The organism is Paenibacillus sp. P4_E11, assembly GCF_056401635.1.
Genome location: NZ_JBFUIX010000069.1, coordinates 1 through 22,000, shown reverse-complemented (window position 1 = coordinate 22,000; position 22,000 = coordinate 1). Strand labels below are relative to the sequence as shown.

Below are 22,000 nucleotides of genomic sequence, written 5' to 3'. Positions count from 1 at the left end.
TAAGTGTCTGAGCCTCGGTATCGCCACGTTATCATGGCACGAACTCACTCATCTTCATACCCGCAGCAGCCATTCTAGTCCCAGCAGGAGGCGGCGATACACCGATCAGACGATCGATCTCTAGCAACCTCTCGTAGGGATAGCTGATTCGCAGACTCAAACCAACGCCTCTTAGCACGGGAACGGTAGGGTTCATTCCATCCGCTCCACTTGTCGTAACAACCTCATACATAAGAAGTGTGGTATTGAACCCGACTTGCTGCAGTCGCGCCTTCGATGCAGCGATCGCTGCATTATCAATATACCCGTGCGACCCGTTCGCTCCGATCTCCAGCATCAGGTCAACCTCTTGTTGCAACACGGCGTTCCGGATCATCAGCACATGCTTGTAAGTTGGCGAGAACATAAACCAGCACAGCATCCCTGCGAACAGCACAAACACCAGAATTTGCTTCATCGCCTACCTCCCCGGGTTAATTACGGATCGATCGATTGGATGCGGGAACCGACTGTGTTGCCTCCATCACGAACGACGGATTTCGTCCCATTCCCGCCGCCAATCGTCCCGTTATAGAGCACGACCATTACGATCAGCAGCAAGCAGGTTATCAATAGCTGCTTCATTGGTCTGTCCCAACATTTATGGAATCAAGCCCGTAATATTCGTGTTTGCGGACGTTCCATGAGTCTGAATGTTTTTGCGCATACCGACGTTGTTGTCGTTAATGATCGTTGTGAACAGCAGTGCCACCACAATCAACATCATGACCGTTACCAAAATATTTCTCATTCGACCTCATCCTTCCTTCCATATGATATAAGCTACTGCAGCGTTTGGAACAGCTTCTGCCCCTCCATCACCCACGGGTAAATGAAAATGCGAAATGTATTCAAGATGGGCAGTCCCGCAATAACGAACAAGACATAGGATGTCGTCTCCTTGCGACTGTCCTTAGCTAGCTCCAGCTTCTCCTTATAGTCCTGGATACGCTGACGCAGCAATTCATAATAACTGTCATTTTCATACAACCGGATTGAATTGATCGTCTCCGCGAAGGTGTATGCCTCATCGGTACCAAGGCGCTCTTTGAACCTACGAATCGACTGTTCGGCTCCGGCATACCATTCGTTCAACAGCAGTTGCAGCTCACTTCGGATAATTTGAGTAAAAGGGATGCACCGCGAGAGCTTGTGATGCAAGCTTTGGCGAGAGCCGTTATAGTAAAGTAGCTGGTTGCTGAGCACATAGATTTCTTTCATGATCAACTGTGCCCGCCGTTTCCCGATAGACTCCAACATCACGTGATCCGCCCCCAGCAAGACTAGCAAGATGCTACAGATGAGCACTATGTACATGGGCTGTATCCAGTTCGTCAACACTGGCAAACGCCAGGCAACTAGTCCAAGCCCCAGACCCATTGAAGCTAAGGACAGTAGCAACCGCCGAATGATTTCGTATCCGGTTGGATCGATCTGGAAGCCACTACGGGCAAGCAGTTGTTTTTTGTGCTCATAGGAGGGTGCATCCGTTCGGATACCCAACACTCGGAGCCATGGAGCCGGATATTGCTTGCGTTTCATCCACTGGTTCCATGTTAGAATCGGCCAACGGCCTCGTCTGCGCGGCCAAACTAAGAGCGAATAATAAATACCTATAAAGACCATGACAAACAGCGCCGCGAAACAAACCTTGTCCAGCCAGTACCATTCCAGTACCGCTATTTCCACGCTTCCATCCCTCCCGAATTGTATGTACGTTACATGCGACGAATCGATAAAAAGATACCCATCAAGATAGAACCGAAGATCAGCATAGCCCCGTCCAGCACCATACTGCGTCCTGCCGGATCGTCCACGTAGTAGTGCCAGGCATTTGTGAAGTTCAGCTTAAAATTAACACCAAGAAACAACACAAGGAAAGCGATGGAAGAAAAATTCGCCACACGGATTTCCAACAGACGATTCCGTTCCGCCTGATCTGACCGCTGCGCGCGCCTCATATCCACGATAAGCTCCTTCAGGCTATCCCCGATCTCATTCCCTTCGGTAAGGCCGACCCGCATAATATTGGCAAAATATACGGCCCATACATGCCCTAGCGTTACAGTAAACACCCTCAGACTGTCATCAATATTACGATTCGTCGTCAGATGGTGGTGGAGCTGCTCGAAGACAGCTTTCATCGGATACAGCATCCGATTTTCTTCAAGTGAAATACGCAGTGCCGTTCTAATATTCCGTTGTCCTGACACGAGGTAGTATTGGTAGAACAGTTCTACAGCGGGGAGAAAATCCAGTCTCGCTTTCATCTGAAGACCGAGCAATCGCATCCTCAAGGTTACATAGGGCATCGTGCCGAGCAGAACTGTCATCGCGCCCATGCCTTTCAACGTTCCGAATAGAAACGCACCTGCAACCGCTCCAGCCAAAGTCAGCAATACCGTCATATAAAGGAACATTCCGATCGACATTCGATAACGGAGCGATTCCAGCAGATCCGTCAAATGCCGATGTAACGCGTTGTACCGGGACATATAACGTGACAAGCGGCTGGAAAGTGTCTGCTCATGGATGTATGCTAACCGATAGCGGGCGGTCGACCGTTTCAAGACAGCCTGCAGCAGAAGGCGAACGGACAAGTAGAGGAGCAGGAACAGCAGCAGCAGAATGATAACCTGAATCACATGCAGCAGGAAGGAGTCGGACTGTATATTCAACCCCGTCAACAAGGCTCTACTCGCTCCAGCTTCAGCAACTCCATGTACCCATCCGAGTCCAGCCTGTTCATCCGTGCCGCAGCCCTTCGCGACAGCTTATCTGGATACATCCATTCCCTCGCTGCATAATCGTAACGTACAATGTCCCGAACACGGACTGCATCGTTCTCGTATGTGAATTCCCCGATCCGAAGCAGCTTGCGGCGACCTTCTACAACACCCATCTCGAACCCGATCTGCGTCACATATTGTGTGATCCGCTTCGTTAGTCGATCCGGATTCATCCCCCTCCCATCCAACATGCACATATCGGTAATCGCGTCCGGCACATCTTCAAGTGCGTTGACGTGAACCGAGGTAATGCTGCCCTCATGTCCCCTGGTGCAAGCTCGTACATACAGATTGGCATCGTCGTCGCGTATCTCGGCATGACATATTCGTTTGGGCGATTGCCGCAGTGCCAACTTGAAGGCTTGACTGCCAGCATGAAGCCGGTCCTCCTCATCAACTTCATACTCGATAATATTTTTGCTGGGGAAGTCTCGCTTCAACATAAGCTCATATCGCGATTCGATTGTAATCAACCGTTCGTTATCGGGAAGCTCGGCAATGAGAGCTTTGATCAGATTCGTCTTCCCGGAGTTCGTCGGCCCGGTCACGACCATGTTGAAGCAACTGCTCAAGATGACCTGCACGATACGCCGCATAAGGTCGTTCATCGTCCCATAGTCGGCATGACATAAGGTGTGCAAGTTGAAATACTTCATCGTGTAAAATCGAATGGTCAACGTCGGTTCAGCCGTAAACCCGAACCCGGTCAACGTCACCCGCGATCCATCCTTCAGGGACACTTCCGCCCATCGTTTACGCGGATTGATCACTTCATTATTGAATAGCACCAAATTCTGCTGGATGCGTTCGACATTGCGGATCGAATGGAACTTATAGGGCGATGGAGAAGCCTGGCCGTTCCTGACCTCGTATATATCCCTCCCTACGACCTGGATTTCCTCAAGACCTTCCCGATTCTTCATCACGAGCTCGAGAATGTTAAGTCCGATCACCTCCGCGAACACAGCTTCCGCGAGATTCGCATACATGCGTCCTGGCGGATGAATATGATTCATCCTGCGTTTAGCCAACTGATCATTGACAATTGCGAGGAACTGCCCTCGCTCCTGTTCGTATCCGAGTACAGCCCTGTTCAGCGCCTCGCTGTATTGCTGCTTCTCCTCATCCGTCCTTCCCTTCGAGGCAACGAGTATATTTCGGATTTCATCTACGCATTGCTCGAATTCGGTTTGCTCTCGCTCTGCCCCTTCCTGATTACGGTTTGTGTCCTCCCCTCCTGTTGCCTCGCTTGTTGCCATCTCCGGTTGCGTCATCATCCGACGATTGTTATCACCCGCTAACGACAACAAGGAAAACCGCTTTTCTTGCATCCTTCCACCTATGCTTCCCACTTCGTCGTCGACCTCCCTTTACCACTAAGAAGTCGAATATTGGACCATACACGTCGGAAGCCTGTAGGTTCGGTCTCAATCGGAATGCGCTCCAACTGATGATAACGAATCATGCCGTCTGTGATGAACTGTAGCTCCTTCCCTATCGAGTGGCGTCCTTGAAACAACTCTAGCAGCCTGCCTTGATTCATGCATTCGGCCACCGCATGGTAACGATGAATTTCCCCGATCAGTTGCAGCCCGGTTTCTCTGCGAATGTCCTTCAAGCTTAACTGCCCCGCACCCCCCTGCTTCTCAGATTGTGTCACGATCAGGTCGAACGCTGCAGTGGAAAGTCCGAACGCTTGACTCAGATTGTGCAGCCAGCGGTTCGTGTCCTCTTGAAAATGCGCTAATTCCTTCGTCGTGACGATATATTTGCCATCTGCTTCGAGTACGGCCCCTAACGTTCCTGCATTATCCCAATAAGCGTTAGCCTCTACGATACAGATATCGAAGGCCGAACGGGCGGTTTTCAGCAAATGACCGATGTCTTCTGGTGTGAAATATTCCGCTTGTTCACGCAGCATGTTGCCGAACAGCACTTGCAAGCTGCCAACACCAGATACTGGCTCGCACGCCTGCAGCAGCCTCTCCCGAGTGAGACTGAGCGATCGAAGCTCTGCCCGCAAGTGGTCCAACGTCGTCGTCGGCCGCTCGCGGCCCAGATAACGATGCAGCTTGGAGCTCTTCAGATTCAGGCATATATAGCCAATCCGATACGGGGTCTGATTAGCAAGCTGCACCGCTGTTCCGAAGGAAATGAGGGTTGTCCCGATATTCGGTGTCGATCCGATAAACACCATCATCTTAGACCCGTTCCCACTTGTAGCTGGAGGGAAGCCACATACATGCTCGATGAGCTGTTGGGTGATCATCTCCCTCGTACGGTGCGGGGACACCCAGAAGTACCCGTTGGCATGACAGGTCTTCATCCATCGTTCATTCAGTACCCGGTCGTGATGATCGCTCAGCATGATCGAGATCTGGATGTCAGGTTGCCGTTCCAGCAATTGCTCGGTAAAATCGCAGAACGCTCCATAGTCGAAATAACGGTCTGACAGCACCACATGCCGGAATGTGCGACGCTCGATTGCCGTCAACAGTTCATGCGGCTCTGTGAAAGCGCAGAATCGATCATCCCCTCCTTTCCTGTGGGACAGCCATCGGTGATTCAAGTCCTCGTCCGTGGACAATAATGCGAGCATGCTGATCTGCACCTCCTCCTTCATAATGCGGTTATGGGCTGGAACGGGCATCATCCCCTTTCATCGAAGATGAGGTCAGCGCGATAACCAGCTTCGTCTTCTTCGTCTTGCACATCCGATCAATAGCGAGCCATTCCTCCCCGGTCAGATTCAGATTGATTTGATCGATGGTCCCGTTCGCCTCCCGACGGGAAGCATACATTTGCTCCGTATCGGAATTGATCTTGGACAGCAAGTTTGGGTTTTTCGGATTGTCTACCTCCACATTGGAGGAAGACTTCACGGATGCTACCATCACCTCATGCTCGAACAGCTTGCGTGATTCCCCCTCGCTTCCGGAGATGTAGATTTCAACCTGATCGCCGGCCCGAATACCGTTGGACAAAGACAAGATGTAGTCCTTCGGAATTTGAAAGGTCGATTGCGTCCGACTGGGGAGCAGATGGAACCGATCCACCTTCCATAATAGGATAGGCTCGCGGGTCCCCAGTGGAACAGCCGCTTCCGCACCGATTATGTCGGACGGATCCGTCGCCATATTCTCTAGAAATGCCCCGGCCACAATCGGTACGCGCTCGACCATGTCAGCCGTAATCATCGTTCCGGAAGGTATGAACTTCCTCGGTACGATCACACTGACCGTCTGCTGTAGCTCCACCTGCTTCAACTGAAGCACATATACGCCGTACACTAGCGCTCCTGCCAGAAGTGCCGCGGTCAGGCTGATCAGCAGGCTTCGCTTTCGATTCAACGCCTCTCACCTCCCCATTGGGATATTGAAAAAACAAAATAGGACGCAATACTTAAGGGCTTAATTGCCCAAAAGTTTGCGTCCTTCGCAAACAACGATATGTAATTACAGGTACAATATATCATATTTGTTTTATAATGTAAATCACAAATTTCGACAGCTTCTTCTATGTTCTTCACTGCTGCCGATGCACGGTGACGAGCTCCTGTACGTTGCCAATAATTCGAACCGGTACTTCCTTTGTTTTCACCACGCCGTTCGCATAACGTACCTCGAAATGGATCGGCAGCACCCCTTCAGGCAAGCCTTCCGTCAGGGACAGAAACCTGGAATCGAACAGCTCGCCGGTAAATGTCCACGTCGTCCCTTGTCTCTGCAAACCCGCAGCCACATCCAAATCATTCCCGTCCAACCCTGTTGTGCTCAGCGTTGCTGTAACTCGATCGACTGACGTGGGCGATGTCGTTACTGTAAGCTGGAACCGTTCCCCTGAGTAGAAGTCAAGCGGTATGATTGTCGTATTGTGTCCCCGCTCCATGTGAAACTCCAGCCATTGTGGGGTATGATCGACCATAGCTTGAATCGTAAGCTCCCCCACTTGGATCGCCCCCGTTACGGACCGCGAATCCACGGCGTCAGATACAGTCAGCTTCACGGAATAGGTTCCCAGCAATACGAATCGCTGTGTGGGCTGTATGGCACTGCTCGTGAATAAGACCGAGCCGTCCGGATTGCGGACTTCCCAGGCATATGTCAGGGCGTCTCCATCCGGGTCGGAGGATTGATTGAGCAGCGTCACGACATCACCCTCCCAGACGGGCTTCGGCGACCAATCGAAGGCTGCCAAGGGTGGACGGTTGCCCAGCATCCACTTGACGGTGCTCCAGTCGGACCAATCAATTCCATCACTCACACGCACTTGCACCTTCAGTTTCTTACCGCGATCGAGATTCTGCGTCACCTTCCACGTGTTTACTGTCTCTTGCGTATCCTGCGGTTGCACACCGAAATCATACACTAGCACATTGTCCTCGCTTACGATCCGAATATGAAACCATTTGAAGCTGGTGCCATAGTCGTCGTCGTGCTGATCCCACACGATGGTCGGTTGGTCAACAAGGAATATCGTTGGGGTGGCCTGTGTGCCGGATGGATATGTGACTTCTGCTGTCGGTCTAGTATTCGGCTTCAGACGGAACCATTGATAATCCGACCAATCTGACCAAGTGTACCCGTCCGACACGCGGGTCCGGACTTTATAATCCGTGTTATAAGCAAGATTTGTTCCTGGCGTCCATTCTTGGGACGTTGCAACCGTGTTCTGCGCTTGCTGCCCCGATGTTAAGGCGATCCCGCTGGTCGTGTAGATTTCTACCTCGTATGCCTTGAATAGGGTCCCAGGGTCGGCATCGGTTTGATACCAACGTATCCTCGGCCGCAAGTTGTTGACGATAATCGTCGGGACCAGCTGGTTGCCGCCCGGATCATAGACTGTGGCTGCAGGTGGCGTGTTGAAGAACAGCCACGTGTACGCCGACCAGTTCGACCAAGAGTATCCGTCTTTAACCTGAACGCGAACCTTGAGCTTCTTATTCGCCGGCAGCGCCGCGTTCGTAAACCATTGATTGGTCGTCGCAGTGGTGTTTTGTACGATTTCACCGGAATCTGCGATCAGGGTGTTCAGCTCGTCCAAGATTTGAACCCGGAAGTGCGAGTAAATCGTGCCTGGATCTGCGTCACTCTGGCTGAATGTGATGAGCGGCATATCCGTGTTGACGATCGTCGGCGCGGCCTGCGTGCCATTCGGGTTCGTGACCGCGGCTGCAGGTGGCGTGTTCACATAGATCCATTTCTCGGCTGACCAGTCCGACCATTCGCTCTCATCCTTGGTCTTGGCTACAATCTTGATCTTGGTTCCGATCGGCAGCGCCGTGGTCAAGGGTAACGTCACCCCGGATTCCCTGGTGTTCTGCACCCGATCCCCGGTATCCAGTACGATAGCGCCTGATTCGTTGTAGCCCATCACCCGTAGTCCTGTAAATGTGGTCCCGCTGTCATCGGTTTGTTCGAAGATCAGCGTGGGCTGCATCGTCGTGACGATGGTCGGATCGGCCTGATCACCGCTTGGGTATAAGGTTGCGATCACGGGCTTATGGTTGATGATCGTCTGGATAAAGATCGTATTGGACTGCAGCGAATACTCGCGCTCATCTTTGACGATCATATACGCTTTGTACGTTTTGTTCTCGCCAAGATCAAATGGCAGCTTCAGCTGGTTGGTTGCGCTTGTCGTATTCTGTGACGTTTCAGTTGACGTCCAGATCACCACATTCGTATCGTCTTCCAGCCATATTTGATAGGTCGTGAACGTTGTTCCCGGATCAGGATCGGTCTGGTTCCACTTGATCGTCGGTCGCAGCTCACTAGACGGCGGTATGTCGAGAAGCGTTGCGACTGGCTTCTGGTTGATCACAAAGGTGGACGAGACCGGAGTGGACCAAGCGTATCCGTCACTCACTTCCACCGTTAGTCGGTATTTACGGTTGCCCGGTAGGTCGGATGGCATTGTAAAGCTTTGCTCATTCAACCGGGTATTCTGCCCCCTGCTGCCGGAGTCGTACACCAGTCCGCCAGACTCGTTGTAGACGTGAATCCAGTATGCCGTAAAGACCGTGTTAACATCGCTATCGGTTTGACTCCATTTGAAGGTTGGTCTTGTTGTGCCGTACAAATACGGGCTGACGAATGTGCTCGTATTCGGCGTGATCCATGCTGCAACAGGTGGTGAGTTCACATACAACCATTGCTCGTTGGACCATGGCGACCATTGATACCCATCGTGGACGCGAACACGGGCCTTATACTTGCTTCCGAAGGATAGACCGGATGACGTCCAAGCGGTCACATTATTCCACTGCGCGGCTTGTCCGGATGTGGAAACGACTGTTCCGCCTTCGTTGATCAGCTGTACTTCATATTTCTGAATCACGTCTCCGTTGACGTCCGATTGGTTCCAGGTTATCGTCGGGTTTTGCATCGTGACGATGGTTGGTGCTGCCTGTGTTCCGGTTGGATACGTTAGCGTAGCCACAGGTGGCGCGTTTGGAGGCGTCACAATGGTGGAGCCAATATCCTGCGTCACAAAGTCTGACCAAGCGCGGTATTCATCCATAACTGCGAGTCCTACCGTGTATACCCCAGATTCCGTTGGTCGTGTCAACTGGCCGTTCACTGTTATACCGCTCGGGGTGATGTAATAGTATTTGCGATCCAATATGCCCCGTGTGGACTGATAGTTAATGCCTATCGCTTCGGTTGAATAGTTGCCTGCCGATAACCAGCGGTCAGGATCGTAGGAAGTATCGTTCCAAACAATCGTTCCATCTCCAGCTTGACTTACGGTGAACTGTGATACCGGCTTGCGGTGGATAATAATATTTCGCGAGTACGTATTGGACGCTAGACGCTGCGCATTAAATACCATACTCGGATAGAGATAATTGGGATGTGGATCGTCTTTCGCTGTAAATGAAATCTTATAGGTCCCTACTTTATCGAAGCTCGTAGCTGGCGAAGTATACGTGTTGCCATGTAGCACAGAAGTTCCATATTTCCCATCTCCAGCGTTCAAAAAGTTGTGGGCTATTTGTTCGTATTTCCAAGTACTTAGAGGTTCGATACTAGGGTCTAACTCCGGGTCTTGGTAGGAGATCGAATTTACAACAGGACTACTTACAATAGCCGTATTCTTGTTCGTAATTCCCGTACCCGTCGATGCACCTAAATCCGTATATCCCATATCTTTGAAATAAACCCCTACCCCTTCTGTCATCGGACCTAAGCTTCCCGAACTAAAGGTATAGTCATTTACGTTAATTAAAGGAATACCATTGACATACACGATATGATTACCATCAACCGTCTTTATCTTAAACGAGTAGTACGTATTCGCGGAAAAGAAATAGTTAGCTCTCCCAATCTCGGTTTCAGCGCCTCCTACTACCTTTACAAGTTGAACAAACTTATCCGTGATGTATACTCGGTACATGTTAACAGCGTCACTTACGAAGTATGCAAATCCAGATCGTAGAAACACGTTTTGAGTCGTTTTAAGCTTAAAATTAATGCTGGAATTCTGGATCGTAATTGCTGGATTATAAAGCTGAGTCTGGGAGTCTAATTTCTCTCCATATTTAGGCGGTGAGATAAAATAGGCTGACCACGGTTTCACACAAACTTCTTCGTACTCTCCGGTACCATGAGGGTCGTGCCATTCGTATTGTAAACATGAAGAGTCGGAACTTAAAGCTGTGCCAGTCACGGCATTTCCAAAGGTGCTATCGGTATAACTATTAAACACATAAGTCAGAGTGGCTAAATCCAAGTATGTCCTAGTCTTACCTCCGTACACAGGATAGCCTTGAAGAACATATCCATTATTCGTTACATGGGTAGGTATTAGTGATGCTGAACTCCAGTAACCAGATTCATAGTGATGGAATACCTCGTTAAAGTTGTTATCAAGAACAAATAATCCGAAGTCAGTCTGCCAAGGGTCGAACGAGTACGCTAAAGCTATTTTTCCAAAGTAGCTACCTAAGACTTTCACATTGCCAGGACTAACACTATGGGATAGAGATTTTGTACCAACTATACTTCCTGTAAAAGAATTGAAAATATAAATTGTCGATGTATTAGTACCACATTGGAAAGCCACAACGGCTAGACTTTCGTCCATATTGAATGTCAATGGCGTTACAGTACCATACCCAGTAGTCCAGCCGATTGTGTTCCCGTCACCGTCGGTATCTCCGTTGTAATACGAACACGTATTACTCGGAATAGTAGTATCCCATATAACCGCCCCACCTGAATTTTTCTTCACTACTCGTGTAGTGGGAGCGCCGTATACTGGATTGACAGCTTGAATTCGACTTCCTTGACTATCTATAGTATAATCTACGTCCTTCAAGTCATTAAAAATAGAATTCATCGGATTTGAGTTACTTGAAATCCAACCACTCTGAGATAACTCTACAAGGCTACCACTTAAAAAACTAGACAGCCTATACGTATAATGGTTGTACAAAGTTAGATTATCAACTGATTCTTTATTTTGTAGGTAAGTATACAGCTCATCCTTCGACTCATCCACTCCCTTAAAAGTACCAATAGCGCCTAAGGATTGATTCCAAATTTGCCCGAATAACCAAGTCCTTCCCGAAACGCGAGACCCATAATACGGCGTAGTATACAACCATTGTCCTGCTCTAGGTAGATATAATGCCGCATAATCAGTTGTCCATCCGGTTTGATAACTAGGACCGTTAGGATGTGGAATCGGTGTTCTAGTGTTAGTATCAACTCCCGTAAACGGATCGAATCCTTTGTATGCCTTAGTTGATATTGATCCATCTCCATTATATTGCCAGTTCTTTCTAATATTAGTTGCCATAGCATTCGTACTCAACCAAGCGGGATTATTTGCTAAGTCACTTCCGCTAAGAGAATATGACGGAGCAACACTAGGTTCTACTGCTGTTGAACTCGTCTCAAAACTAACTGACGGAGCATCGTTTATTACAGATAGCGAAAAATACTTTGTTGCCTCTTTTCCCCAGTCTTCCTTTGCATAAACTTCAATTTGATAGTTTCCTACTTTTGTTGGGACAAATGAGATGGTTCTATCCGGATTAATCGTTAACGAATAGGCCGTTTCGTCCCAGTATTGACCGTTATTGTTTGAGTCATATCTGTACTTTACCGTGTTGACTACAATTTGGTCGCCGTCTGGACTGCTTGTCTTATTTCGAAAATCAACGGGCAAATTCCGTACCGATAGGGAATTGTATTCGATTTCTGGAATAGGTGGCAAATCTGGCGTAACTGAGATTGTATGGGTTGCTGTGTCTATCGATGCTAATCCATCGCTATCCGTAACCCGGAGCGTAACCGTCTGCACGCCTGGAGTGGCATACGAATTCGCTTTATTGGTCCATGCATCCAACGAGTGATTGATCGAACGGCCCATTGGACTAAAGCTCAGATCCGCATTCAGCGGAACCTTTAGCGGCCTCCCCTCAACCACTTGGGTTGATCCGGAAATGACCGGAACCGGGTTAGGTGGAACGACGGAGATCGCGGCCGTCGAAGTTGACGTGGCCCCCCACTGATCGCGCATGACTCCAGATATGACGTGATAGCCGAGTGTGTCCATTCGAATTCCATGAAAGCCGTCCACGTACATGCAGCAGGTTTTATACTCATTGTACAAGTCGCGGGTCCATGTATCACTGTTGGTAACATCGAAACCGACGAATTGGTACGAGTCACCGTCTGGATCTCTTGGGGTCGGTACTTTGGGATCTTCAATGTAGCCTACATCTAAAATTGTACCGACTAAGACCTGGTTGACCCCTCTGGTGTGATCGTATGGGCGCATCCAGGCGAGCTTAAAGTCTGGAGGGCTATTATCACGTGGGGGTTCCAAGTCCAAGGTCTTGTTAGCCATCCAGTCGGAGTCACCGCATGAGGTTTTCACGCGAATGGAAATATCGTTCGCTCCTGGAGCGATGCTGATCGGGTAGGTCGAGTAGTTAAACGTCGAATCCTGCGTCTTACTTGTAGCAACAGGTGAATAACTGGCGAAGCCGTTCACGAGTTTGTAGTCATGGCCTTTGTACACGCAGCTGCCAGTATTGATGTTCTTCGGTCGCAGCGTGAAACTGTCTCGCCATTTCAAGCTTGGACTAGGGAGAATATCGAAGTCTGCTGTGATGCTATCTAGTCCACCTGTCTTAGGGATGAACTTCCACGTTTGATCGTTGTTCTCGTAGGACTGTTCGTCGATCTTTACATCCGGATCAGAGTTCACTCGCATCGTGAAGGACTCGCTATATGAGCCGAATATGTAGGTAAAGGTGAATTCCTCGGTTTTACCCGCTCCTATACCATCATAGGGTCCTGCCTTCTTCAGGGGAACCGAACCGTCCGTCTTGTACATGGTGACGTAAAATTTGCCTGATGTTGCAACACCTATATTTTTAAAGCTGGCGGTAAAGGTGATAGAATCCTCGGCCATGATTGGGTCTTTGCTAGGTACAAGATTGACCGGTGCTAGATCTGGCTTAACAGGATCGGGCTTCTTGTAGGTAATTGTAATAGTTCCGGTGTATTCGTAAGACTCTCCGCTCCATATGGCAAATGCAGACATTAAGTAATTTCGGCCTTCTACGTTTCCGGAAGAACCATCGAGTCTATCATAGATACTACCTGCTTTATTGCTACCCTCCATGAGCATCTTACTTACTTTAAGAGCACCCTTTCCTTCTTCAGTCATACATTCTGGATATGGGCAAGCTGAGGCGGTTGTGTTGAATTTGTTGGATTCTTTGGCTATTGCTTGTGTGATTTTTATCGTACTCGACTTGATTTGGTTATTGTAAGCAATATCTCCTTGATCGTACTCCCCACATTCACCTTTTGGAGTACATGCCTGATCTTCTCGATACCATTTAGTAGGAGCTTCAACGTCAAGTGGCCTTGATACAGCGTTGCCATTCTCAGATAAGGAAGAAGGTTCTGCTTCAGCTTTGTTTCTTGTCATGTTGAATGTGTTGTCGATATACCCTGGATAATCTGACAAGCCTGCACTATTAAATCCTTCACCCTCGAAACTGTACTTGTCACTAGAACCAAATTGATGTTGCCACGTCTTTCCGTTCAATTGGCGCCAGACAATGTGTCCCGGATCGGTTAACTTTCTCGTGACGAACGTAACTTTTTTTCCGGGGATGTCGGTTAGGACGATCTTGTCCGTGTTGGGGTCATAGTACCCATTCTTTCCAAGATTTACACCATTCACTTTGAGATTCCAGTCCACGACTGATCCCTCTGTTTTTCCATGAGCGTCGATCCCCCACCAAGCAATTGATTCCGTGGATTGATATTGGGACGCAAATGTAATGTCTACTGGTTGGCTGGTTACTAGAGTGGTCCCGGCTGCCTCTACACTAGTCGGTAAAGTGTAAGGTGAGATGAAAGTAAAAAGTTGGAGTGCCAGTAGCACCCAACTCAATTTTCGTATTCTTGTTTTCATGCTTACCTCCATACGTTAATTCTTACTAGCTATAATGTATGACTCACCACTGTTAACTCTATCGATAATAAACCTTGTCGTGTAAGGACTACTCAACCATCTATCGACTTCTTTACGTGGCTTGGTACCGATCATCCACGTTGTTACTTCTGGTGTTTCACTTAAATTAAACGATCGAATTTGTGTATAATACATATCTGTGGTTGGTATGTCGCTAGGATAATCTACAGATGAGAATCCATTCAACGATAAATATCTTTGGGGGTTAAATATCTGGGATGGTCGGGTTAGATAGCTTGGATTCTTAAACGTAATTTTGACAGCCATTACCACCAAATCACTTTCTTCTTCCGGAGTCCGATACGTCTCCAGTAGAGGCGGGAAATGCTTACGCATGGGAGAATCCATGTCTGTATAGCTCATGATGACGATTTGGTCGATCCTGGCTGTAACGTCATCATTCAATTCAAGATCACGTGGCAATGGTTCTTCAAGGGTCATACCAAACGCAGTATTAAAGTTCGATCCCGTCATCTCAATCTCCGCATAGCTCAGCGCATTCTTATCCACTTCCAGCGCTTCGCCCTTCAACACCTTACTGATCCGCTCGATGATCGTCACCGCTTGTGCGCGTGTAGTCGTGCCTTCTTTAGCCAGTTCGCCACCGGAAACGCCTTGAATCAGTCCGATCCGGACCGCATGGAACATTATTGCCTTATCATCCTGGAGAACGACCGCGTTCTTGATTTTCTTATCCGCTGCGCGGTACGCGAGTCGAGCCATTTCAAGGCGGCTGAGAGGGTCGTTCCACGTGGATGAAGCAAAGTCAGTTTCTTTGTAAATCCCTTCTTCTTTAACAGCTCCAACAAATTCCGAATACCAGTCTTTAATGTCTGGCAGTGGTTTCCGAACGTAGCTTTGAGCCTTGGTCAGCATGGTGACAAATTCGGCCTTGGTAATGTTGTTGTCTGGCTTAAAAGTGTGATCGGGATACCCATCTACATAGCCTTTCTGGATGGACGTTTGAATCGATTCATTAGCCCAATGTGTATCAATGTCGGAAATCACCAGGGATGGGGTAACGGCTTGGATCGTCGTTAACGACGAGAATGATAGGGAAACTACTAGCATGGTGGTTATCATATTCTTCTTCATGGAAATCCTCCTCATGGATAATCACGTGTTACTGCTCTCACCATTCATTGGGAATGAAGTCTCTTCATTCAATCACTCCCATCCTTCTTGTATCACACCGGACGTTATTCGTCCACATTTTTCCATATTACCCATGATCACGAAACACAAAAAAACCGCCTACCAGCACACCAAAAGAAGTGTACGTAATAGGCGGTGCTTCCGCTCATAAATGAACTGTATCCAGAAAATACCACAAAATCCGAATCGAGTCAAGACAAGATTAAGCTGACTAAGTCTATGCTCGACACGATTCTCCCTAAGTCAACCGAAACCCTTGCTCCTCTAAAAATTCCTTCATGTAAGCCCGAGGTTTCTGCCGGAACTTGTTCACCATTTCCTGCGACCAGGTCGTATCCTTCTTCCCCCCGGTCCGCTCCACGTAATACTCCCGTGTCCGAACATCATACTCCTGCACCTCGGATTCGATACCCTCACGCCGATACACATTCTCGTGCAACACGGCAGACGGGCCCAGTCTCGGACGCATGCTCGGCTCTTGATCGGGAACCCCGATGCACATCCCGAACACGGGATACACCAGCTTCGGTAACTGCAACAGCTCCGTTACTTGACGCAAGTCGTTGCGGATCCCGCCGATGTACACGATGCCGAGCCCCATCGCTTCTGCTGCCACAGCCGCATTCTGCGCCGCAAGGGTCGTATCGATCGTGCTAATCATGAAGTTCTCCATGCCCTCGGACACCATCTCGACCCCATTCAGCTCGCAAGCCACTTGATCTCGATAAAGATCGGCGCACCACACTAGGAACAACGGAGCCAACTCCACGTGCTCCTGACCTCCGGTGACTGCCTTGATCGCGCTACGGACTGCGTGGTCCGATACTCGAATCACGCTGTACGCCTGCACATTACTCGACGTAGACGCCATCTGAGCCGCTTGCAGCATCGCTCCCAACTGCTCGTCCGTCACCGGATCAGATTTGAATCTCCGTATAGAGCGATGTGCATGAAGCACCCGGACCATCTCATTCATCCATACCCCTCCATATCTCAAATTGTATTCTCTATTATGAACGGATTACGGAAATGGATGCAACTTGAGAGTGCAGAGGGTATAAAATAATTATTGTATTTTTATGCATTAATACGTATAATTACTCATCATATCAATTGGAGGGATCACACATGATCACACAAGACCAACCTGTAACTCCACAATCTCCACTTGTCAAAGCGGCTAAAGACTCGATCTTGTTCACCACAGTCCGCCCCGACCTCGTGATGGAATGCGGAGAAGGGATGCACTTATGGGACACGGACGGCAACAAATATTTGGACTTTATCGGGGGATGGGCGACGACTTGTCTGGGACACGCACCGCCGGTCATCCAGCAAGCCTTGCAAGAGCAGGGCGCCCGATTAATTCATGCGAGCCCTGCCTACTACAACAAACCAATGCTGGATTTCGCCAGCCGGCTCACCGCGCTCTCCGGTATGGACCGAGTCTTCTTCACCAGCACAGGGGCCGAAGCTAATGAAGGCGCGATCAAGCTGGCCAGAAGACACGGGGCACGGAACTTGGGCGGTGCTTATGAGATTATCACCACTACGAATAGCTTCCATGGCAGAACGCTCGCCGCGATGTCGGCTACAGGGAAGCAGCAATGGGAGAGCTTGTTCGCACCGAAGGTGCCGGGTTTCCGGCATGTTCCGCTGAACGATGTCGAGGCGCTGATCGAGGCAATTACACCGAATACTTGTGCCATCATGCTCGAGCTCATTCAGGGCGAGGGCGGCGTTCACAGCTCGGACCTAGACTATGTGAAGAAGCTACGCCAATTGTGCGACGAGAAAGGAATCCTCCTCATCTTCGACGAGGTACAGACTGGGCTGGGACGGACGGGCAAGCTGTTCGCTTATGAGCACTACGGGGTACAGCCTGACGTTATGACGTTGGGCAAAGGGATTGGCGGAGGCTTTCCGCTATCGGCCATGCTCGTGAAGGAAGCTTTCAATATTTTCGAGCCTGGAGATCAAGGTGGGACGTATACAGGGCAACCGCTCGCCATGGCAGTCGGACTGGCAGTAGTGAACGCGATTGTGGAGCAAGATCTGGTTGGCAATGCTGCCGAGCAAGGCCGCTACCTCATGGAGCAGCTTCAGGTCATCGCACCACGCTTCGGACTCACGAACGTTAGAGGCGCAGGTTTGCTTGTGGGCTTTGACCTTCCAGAGGCAAACGGCAGTCACATCGTGGCAGAATGCCTTCAAGAAGGGTTGTTGATCAATTCACCTAACCCTATGACGATCCGTCTCATACCAGCGTTGATCGTGACGAAAGCCGACACAGATGCCATGATCCGAATCCTGGAACGGGTATTAAGCCGAATCGCAACCAACTGAATTCAGGCGTCCCACATTATTCTGTATATTGCCCTAGCAGGACGTACGCAGCCTAGTCTCGAATGTAACTAGGATACGAGTACCCTACTTACAGAGAGGAACGACCACATGCTGCAGAAACAACTTTCATCCCGATTCGATGCACTTATGGATTATGTCGAAGAGAAGAACCAACTTAGCGGCGGTACATCGTGCGCGTTACTTGTAATTCAAGGCGATCACATCGTGGCCGAGCATTACCGGGGAACCTATACATCCGAGACGGGCTCGCAGGAAACGTCATCTGAATCCCAATACAATGTTGCTTCTGCACGAAAAAGCTACATCGGGTTGGCCACCGCATGGGCTGTTCATACCGGAGCGATAGCTTCATTCGATGATCCCATTGCACAATATTTGACCCTCACCGAAGCCGAGCAGCAAGCCGTTAGTGGCGTACATATTCGTCACTTGCTCACCCATACCCATGGGCTCACGCGCGAAGAAGGCCGACTGATTCGAGCACACAGCCCGGGTACGGAGTGGAGGTACAACAATGTCGGCATCGAGATGTTATCCACTATACTCGCGCAAGTTCTCGGTCGTTCGCTAGTGGAATGGCTCAATGAAGTCGTGTTCCAGCCCTTGAATTGGCGAGAGACCGGGTGGAGGAATACAGCGACCGAACAGCTAGTTCCTGTTGCTAACCAGCAAGGGATCGCAAGCATCCCGCTTCGCCCCATAGCAGACGGCTCACAAGGCAACTTGTTCGTCTCCGCCCGTGAGCTCGCTTATTGGGGGTATCTGCACCTGAAGCTCGGAACGGTGAACGGCAAGACTCTCCTGCCAGAATCCGTCATCCGTACAGCTACCAGCTTGCAAGCGCCTGCTGAACTCCCTTCAACATATCCGCTGAACGGTTGCCTCTGGTTCGTGAAAGAAGGAGAGTCTGCCCAATGTATGCTGGGGGACAAGGTTCCTTATCAATCTTATGGCATCGTAGGCTTCACAGGTCCTCTTGTTCTAGTCGTGCCGGAATTGGATCTCGTTGTCGTCCGAATGAACAATCATGATGGGAATTATGCTGATGAAGAGGGCGACCACTCGCACTATTTGCAGCAGTTCACTAATCTTGCTGTTTCTTATGCTCGATAATCAGAGGAACTTTCCCACGGTAAACAAAACGCCTCCAGCACAGTAAAATGCGACTGAAGGCGTTTCTATTTCCTCCTATTCGACAACCCCAAGCCCACGCAAGACGAACTGCTGTGTATCCTGAACAAGCTCCTCGAATGTTGGCGGGGCTTCTTCCAGTAAAGGCTTGAAATACTCGTTATGCTTATGGAACAAGATCGTGCCCATAACGAAGAACATCGTGTTATCCAACGATCTGTAGTGGAAAATCCCCTGCACTTTGCCACGTTCCAACACATTGCGCAGTTCTTTCCAGATGGGAAATGCGCTCTTCCGAATGTGCTCGATCCGATGCGTATTCTTGAATATCTCCTGCTGTAATAGCAAGATCATATCCGGGTCGCTCATTCGAAATCGAATCACTTCCGTGACCACCGTCTTGATACCGAAAAGCGGCTCAATCAATAATGGGGCCATCTCTTCCAACTTGCTCATACCGGGGAAAAACGTATTGAACAGTTCATAAAACAGATTTTCTTTGCCGCCATAATAGTAAGATACGAGTGCCACATTCGCTCCCGCCTCCTCACATATTTGCCGGACGGTCGTACAATCATAGCCCTGACGAGCAAACAATTGTTTGGCGGACAGTAAGATTCTGAGCTTCATATCGGGTTCTGCGGGTGGCATGTTCTTACCATCTCCATTCAAAAGTTTACTCGGGATGCAACCTTTGCATTTGGGGCGATGTGAGCGGGTAACTTTTCCTTCCTCAGACCAGTTATGATCAAGCCGACCACCACAGATGCTAACATGATCACGACAAGCGACCAGGCCGGTCCGGATACGGAAGGTCCTCCGAATAGCAGATTCATATTGCCTTGGACCGCATAAGTGGCAGGCAAGTACTGACTGAGTCCATAATAGAAATCCGACAATAGCTCTCTCGGTACCATGGCCCCTGAGGAGACGAGCTGCGCCGATAAGACGATAATGTTGAACAGCATGCCTGCATTGCCGAGCAACAGCAGGAAGATCTGTGCGAAGAACATGAAACACATCAGGAACAGCGTTTCGAAGCCCCACATGACGAGGAAACCTTTGACCGCATGACCGCCCAACAACAGCACCATCGATGAGCCGATCAGGGCGATGACTACAGATGATACGATATTAATTAACGCGCGTGCACCGAACTTCTGGAAACGAGTGAACGCAGGTCCGATCATATTCGATGATACCTGGACGTTCATAGCCATAATCATCGACCCCACGTATGAGGCCAGTACCATCATCATCGGAATCATCTGGTTCGACATGCCGGAAACCGGGTTCGTGAAATGAAGATCAGCTACGACTTTCTCAGACAACCCTTGCGCCATCCCCTTCGCTTGAGCAGCAGGCGCGTTCATCTGCGTGAACATCGCTTCCGCTCCAGCGGCGATCGCCTCCTTGTTCACCGTGGCGGTGACGTTCGCAGCTACGCCCTGCATCATGCTCTTGATCAGTGCAGGATTCGATTCATTGATCCAGTATTGCAATTGTCCCTTCTGCCCAGCTGTCTGCAGTTGCTTCGAGAAGTCGGCCGGGATGTACAGCACCATCTGTACTTCACGGTCATCCAGTTGCTGCTTCGCTGCATCAAGCGATTGAGCCGTCTGTAGCTGGAAAGGCAGATTTTGCTGCAAATTCTGGGCAACCTGCTTCCCCACCGTAGTATCTTCATTCACCACACTGATCTTCAAGTGGGACGTATTGTCGGTAATACCGTCGTACCCCGTCATCCAGACGAGGCTGAAAATCAATTGAAACATTAAGGCCGTTGCCACCCCTACAATGGTGGTCGGTTTTTTCATGAAAGCTTTGACTGCTTGCAGCATTTAGTTTCTCATCTCCTGTTTTTATGTGGTGAACCTAGTTTAAACAACTGTTTGAATTAAACGTTTGTTTAAAATTTATCAGAATCATTTTCAACTGTCAACCCTGTTTGGCTGATCTACACCAATCACGTCTTTCGTTCAAACTAGTTAATTGACTAAGGGAACTATTAAGCCTAAAGAATTCGGGAATCATGCTGTTCATTGTTTTCATAATATCATTGTGACAACGGCTACAATCCCAATTATCAAGTAAGGACAATTGCCAATCMTTTAAATAACTCCTGTCCCCTTCAAACTTAGACCATACTCCCCATGAACTATCGACTCTTCATCCCATTTCCATATACCACCCGTAAGCCATCATCCATCGAAAGGAGTTAAGCATTGATAAAGCATAATACATTTCATTTCGCATACCTGCACGATATGTTTCGTGGATATAGGCAAATATCTTCCCCCTCCACATCTCAACTTCTTCGGAGGTTGGCTTATAACAGCACCTCACCCCAATCCTTTGGTCAAACATGTTTTGTTTGTATAAAATCAGGCTTTTTCTCGGGAGCGACAATGATATGCATGTCGATATCTGAATAATTGTCAAAATTTCCTTTCGCTAAGGAACCACCAAGATAAATGGCTAAAACATCTAAATCATTAGTTAAATCATTTAAAGCATTCTCCAACAACTTATCACGATGTCTTGGTAATTCTAGATCTCGCTCTCTGAACTTTGATTGGAATCCCATTCTTAGCCACTCCTTTAAAGATAATTGAAAACAAAAAAACTCGCCCCTAAAAGGGACGAGTGCTATACCCGTGTTACCACCCTAATTCCATGACTGCGCTTAAAAAAATAGAAACTTTCGCCAAGCAAATGTGCTCTGATTAAGGAAGCGATAAATGATGTCTTTACCAGGCAGTGACTCACCCCGCACACCAACCACTTCATTACCAGTTCCCTCAATATTACCCTCTTGCCTTCGCACATTCTATTATCCGAACGTAGCAAAATAGCTGAACTCGGGTATACTTTCATTCTCCTCACAGACAAAAAAAGAAGACAAACTCTCTCTTAAGAGAAATTTTGCTAATTATAATATTATGTTATTTTCAAGTAGCTGTTAACCAGTTACGTTCGATTCCTGACATATTTGTGATACGGTTCAGTGT

At 48.9% G+C, this 22,000-nt stretch carries 16 protein-coding genes; 2 read left to right on the top strand and 14 right to left on the bottom strand.

Translation table 11 applies throughout. The features are described 5' to 3' along the window. Positions 1-31: 31 nt before the first annotated feature. The 11 genes from AC1DWB_RS22860 to nfsA all read right to left on the bottom strand — a co-directional run bounded on the left by AC1DWB_RS22860 (position 32) and on the right by nfsA (position 16,467). On the bottom strand, positions 32-457 hold the full coding sequence (locus AC1DWB_RS22860; protein WP_477543401.1) for a hypothetical protein: 426 nt from the start codon (positions 455-457) through the stop codon (positions 32-34). Positions 458-477: 20 nt separating this feature from the next. Continuing rightward, complete coding sequence (locus AC1DWB_RS22855) at positions 478-624, bottom strand: hypothetical protein (RefSeq protein WP_477543400.1); 147 nt, start codon at positions 622-624, stop codon at positions 478-480. A 16-nt stretch (positions 625-640) separates the two neighbouring features. Continuing rightward, entirely contained in the window at positions 641-790 is a 150-nt protein-coding gene (locus tag AC1DWB_RS22850; protein WP_477543399.1) for a hypothetical protein, read from the bottom strand. 32 nt (positions 791-822) lie between these two features. Then, entirely contained in the window at positions 823-1,728 is a 906-nt protein-coding gene (locus AC1DWB_RS22845; protein ID WP_477543398.1) for a hypothetical protein, read from the bottom strand. A 29-nt stretch (positions 1,729-1,757) separates the two neighbouring features. Continuing rightward, positions 1,758-2,729, bottom strand: a complete 972-nt coding sequence (locus AC1DWB_RS22840; RefSeq protein WP_477543397.1) for a hypothetical protein — start codon at positions 2,727-2,729, stop codon at positions 1,758-1,760. Then, a complete protein-coding gene (locus tag AC1DWB_RS22835; RefSeq protein WP_477543396.1) occupies positions 2,723-4,159 on the bottom strand; it encodes an ATPase, T2SS/T4P/T4SS family in 1,437 nt (478 codons plus the stop codon). The genes AC1DWB_RS22840 and AC1DWB_RS22835 overlap by 7 nt, the downstream gene beginning before the upstream one ends. A gap of 8 nt (positions 4,160-4,167) precedes the next feature. Continuing rightward, on the bottom strand, positions 4,168-5,427 hold the full coding sequence (locus AC1DWB_RS22830; RefSeq protein WP_477543395.1) for a CpaE/TadZ family protein: 1,260 nt from the start codon (positions 5,425-5,427) through the stop codon (positions 4,168-4,170). Positions 5,428-5,458: 31 nt separating this feature from the next. Further along, positions 5,459-6,178 (bottom strand): SAF domain-containing protein, encoded by a 720-nt coding sequence (locus tag AC1DWB_RS22825; RefSeq protein ID WP_477543394.1) that lies wholly within the window; start codon positions 6,176-6,178, stop codon positions 5,459-5,461. A 175-nt stretch (positions 6,179-6,353) separates the two neighbouring features. Next, positions 6,354-14,276 (bottom strand): glycoside hydrolase family 78 protein, encoded by a 7,923-nt coding sequence (locus AC1DWB_RS22820; protein ID WP_477543393.1) that lies wholly within the window; start codon positions 14,274-14,276, stop codon positions 6,354-6,356. A gap of 15 nt (positions 14,277-14,291) precedes the next feature. Beyond that, the gene (locus tag AC1DWB_RS22815; protein ID WP_477543392.1) at positions 14,292-15,431 is read right to left on the bottom strand and encodes an S-layer homology domain-containing protein; all 1,140 of its coding nucleotides are present in this window, start codon (positions 15,429-15,431) and stop codon (positions 14,292-14,294) included. A gap of 298 nt (positions 15,432-15,729) precedes the next feature. Then, the gene (nfsA, locus tag AC1DWB_RS22810; RefSeq protein ID WP_477543391.1) at positions 15,730-16,467 is read right to left on the bottom strand and encodes an oxygen-insensitive NADPH nitroreductase; all 738 of its coding nucleotides are present in this window, start codon (positions 16,465-16,467) and stop codon (positions 15,730-15,732) included. A 152-nt stretch (positions 16,468-16,619) separates the two neighbouring features. Between nfsA and AC1DWB_RS22805 the strand changes: the two genes are divergently transcribed. Both AC1DWB_RS22805 and AC1DWB_RS22800 read left to right on the top strand, forming a co-directional pair. Continuing rightward, positions 16,620-17,837 carry an aspartate aminotransferase family protein gene (locus AC1DWB_RS22805; RefSeq protein WP_477543390.1) on the top strand — a complete coding sequence of 406 codons (1,218 nt, stop codon included), beginning with the start codon at positions 16,620-16,622 and terminating at the stop codon, positions 17,835-17,837. A 108-nt stretch (positions 17,838-17,945) separates the two neighbouring features. Beyond that, positions 17,946-18,971, top strand: a complete 1,026-nt coding sequence (locus tag AC1DWB_RS22800; protein ID WP_477543389.1) for a serine hydrolase domain-containing protein — start codon at positions 17,946-17,948, stop codon at positions 18,969-18,971. 75 nt (positions 18,972-19,046) lie between these two features. Here the strand turns inward: AC1DWB_RS22800 and AC1DWB_RS22795 are convergent, their stop codons facing one another. From AC1DWB_RS22795 to AC1DWB_RS22785, 3 genes are all read right to left on the bottom strand, one after another. After that, the gene (locus tag AC1DWB_RS22795; RefSeq protein ID WP_477543388.1) at positions 19,047-19,640 is read right to left on the bottom strand and encodes a TetR family transcriptional regulator; all 594 of its coding nucleotides are present in this window, start codon (positions 19,638-19,640) and stop codon (positions 19,047-19,049) included. Positions 19,641-19,657: 17 nt separating this feature from the next. Further along, positions 19,658-20,830, bottom strand: coding sequence for a YhgE/Pip domain-containing protein (locus tag AC1DWB_RS22790; protein WP_477543387.1), 1,173 nt, complete (start codon positions 20,828-20,830; stop codon positions 19,658-19,660). A gap of 518 nt (positions 20,831-21,348) precedes the next feature. Beyond that, positions 21,349-21,576: a nucleotidyltransferase domain-containing protein gene (locus AC1DWB_RS22785; protein WP_477543386.1), complete on the bottom strand. Its 228-nt coding sequence runs from the start codon at positions 21,574-21,576 to the stop codon at positions 21,349-21,351. Between the last annotated feature and the right edge of the window lie 424 nt (positions 21,577-22,000).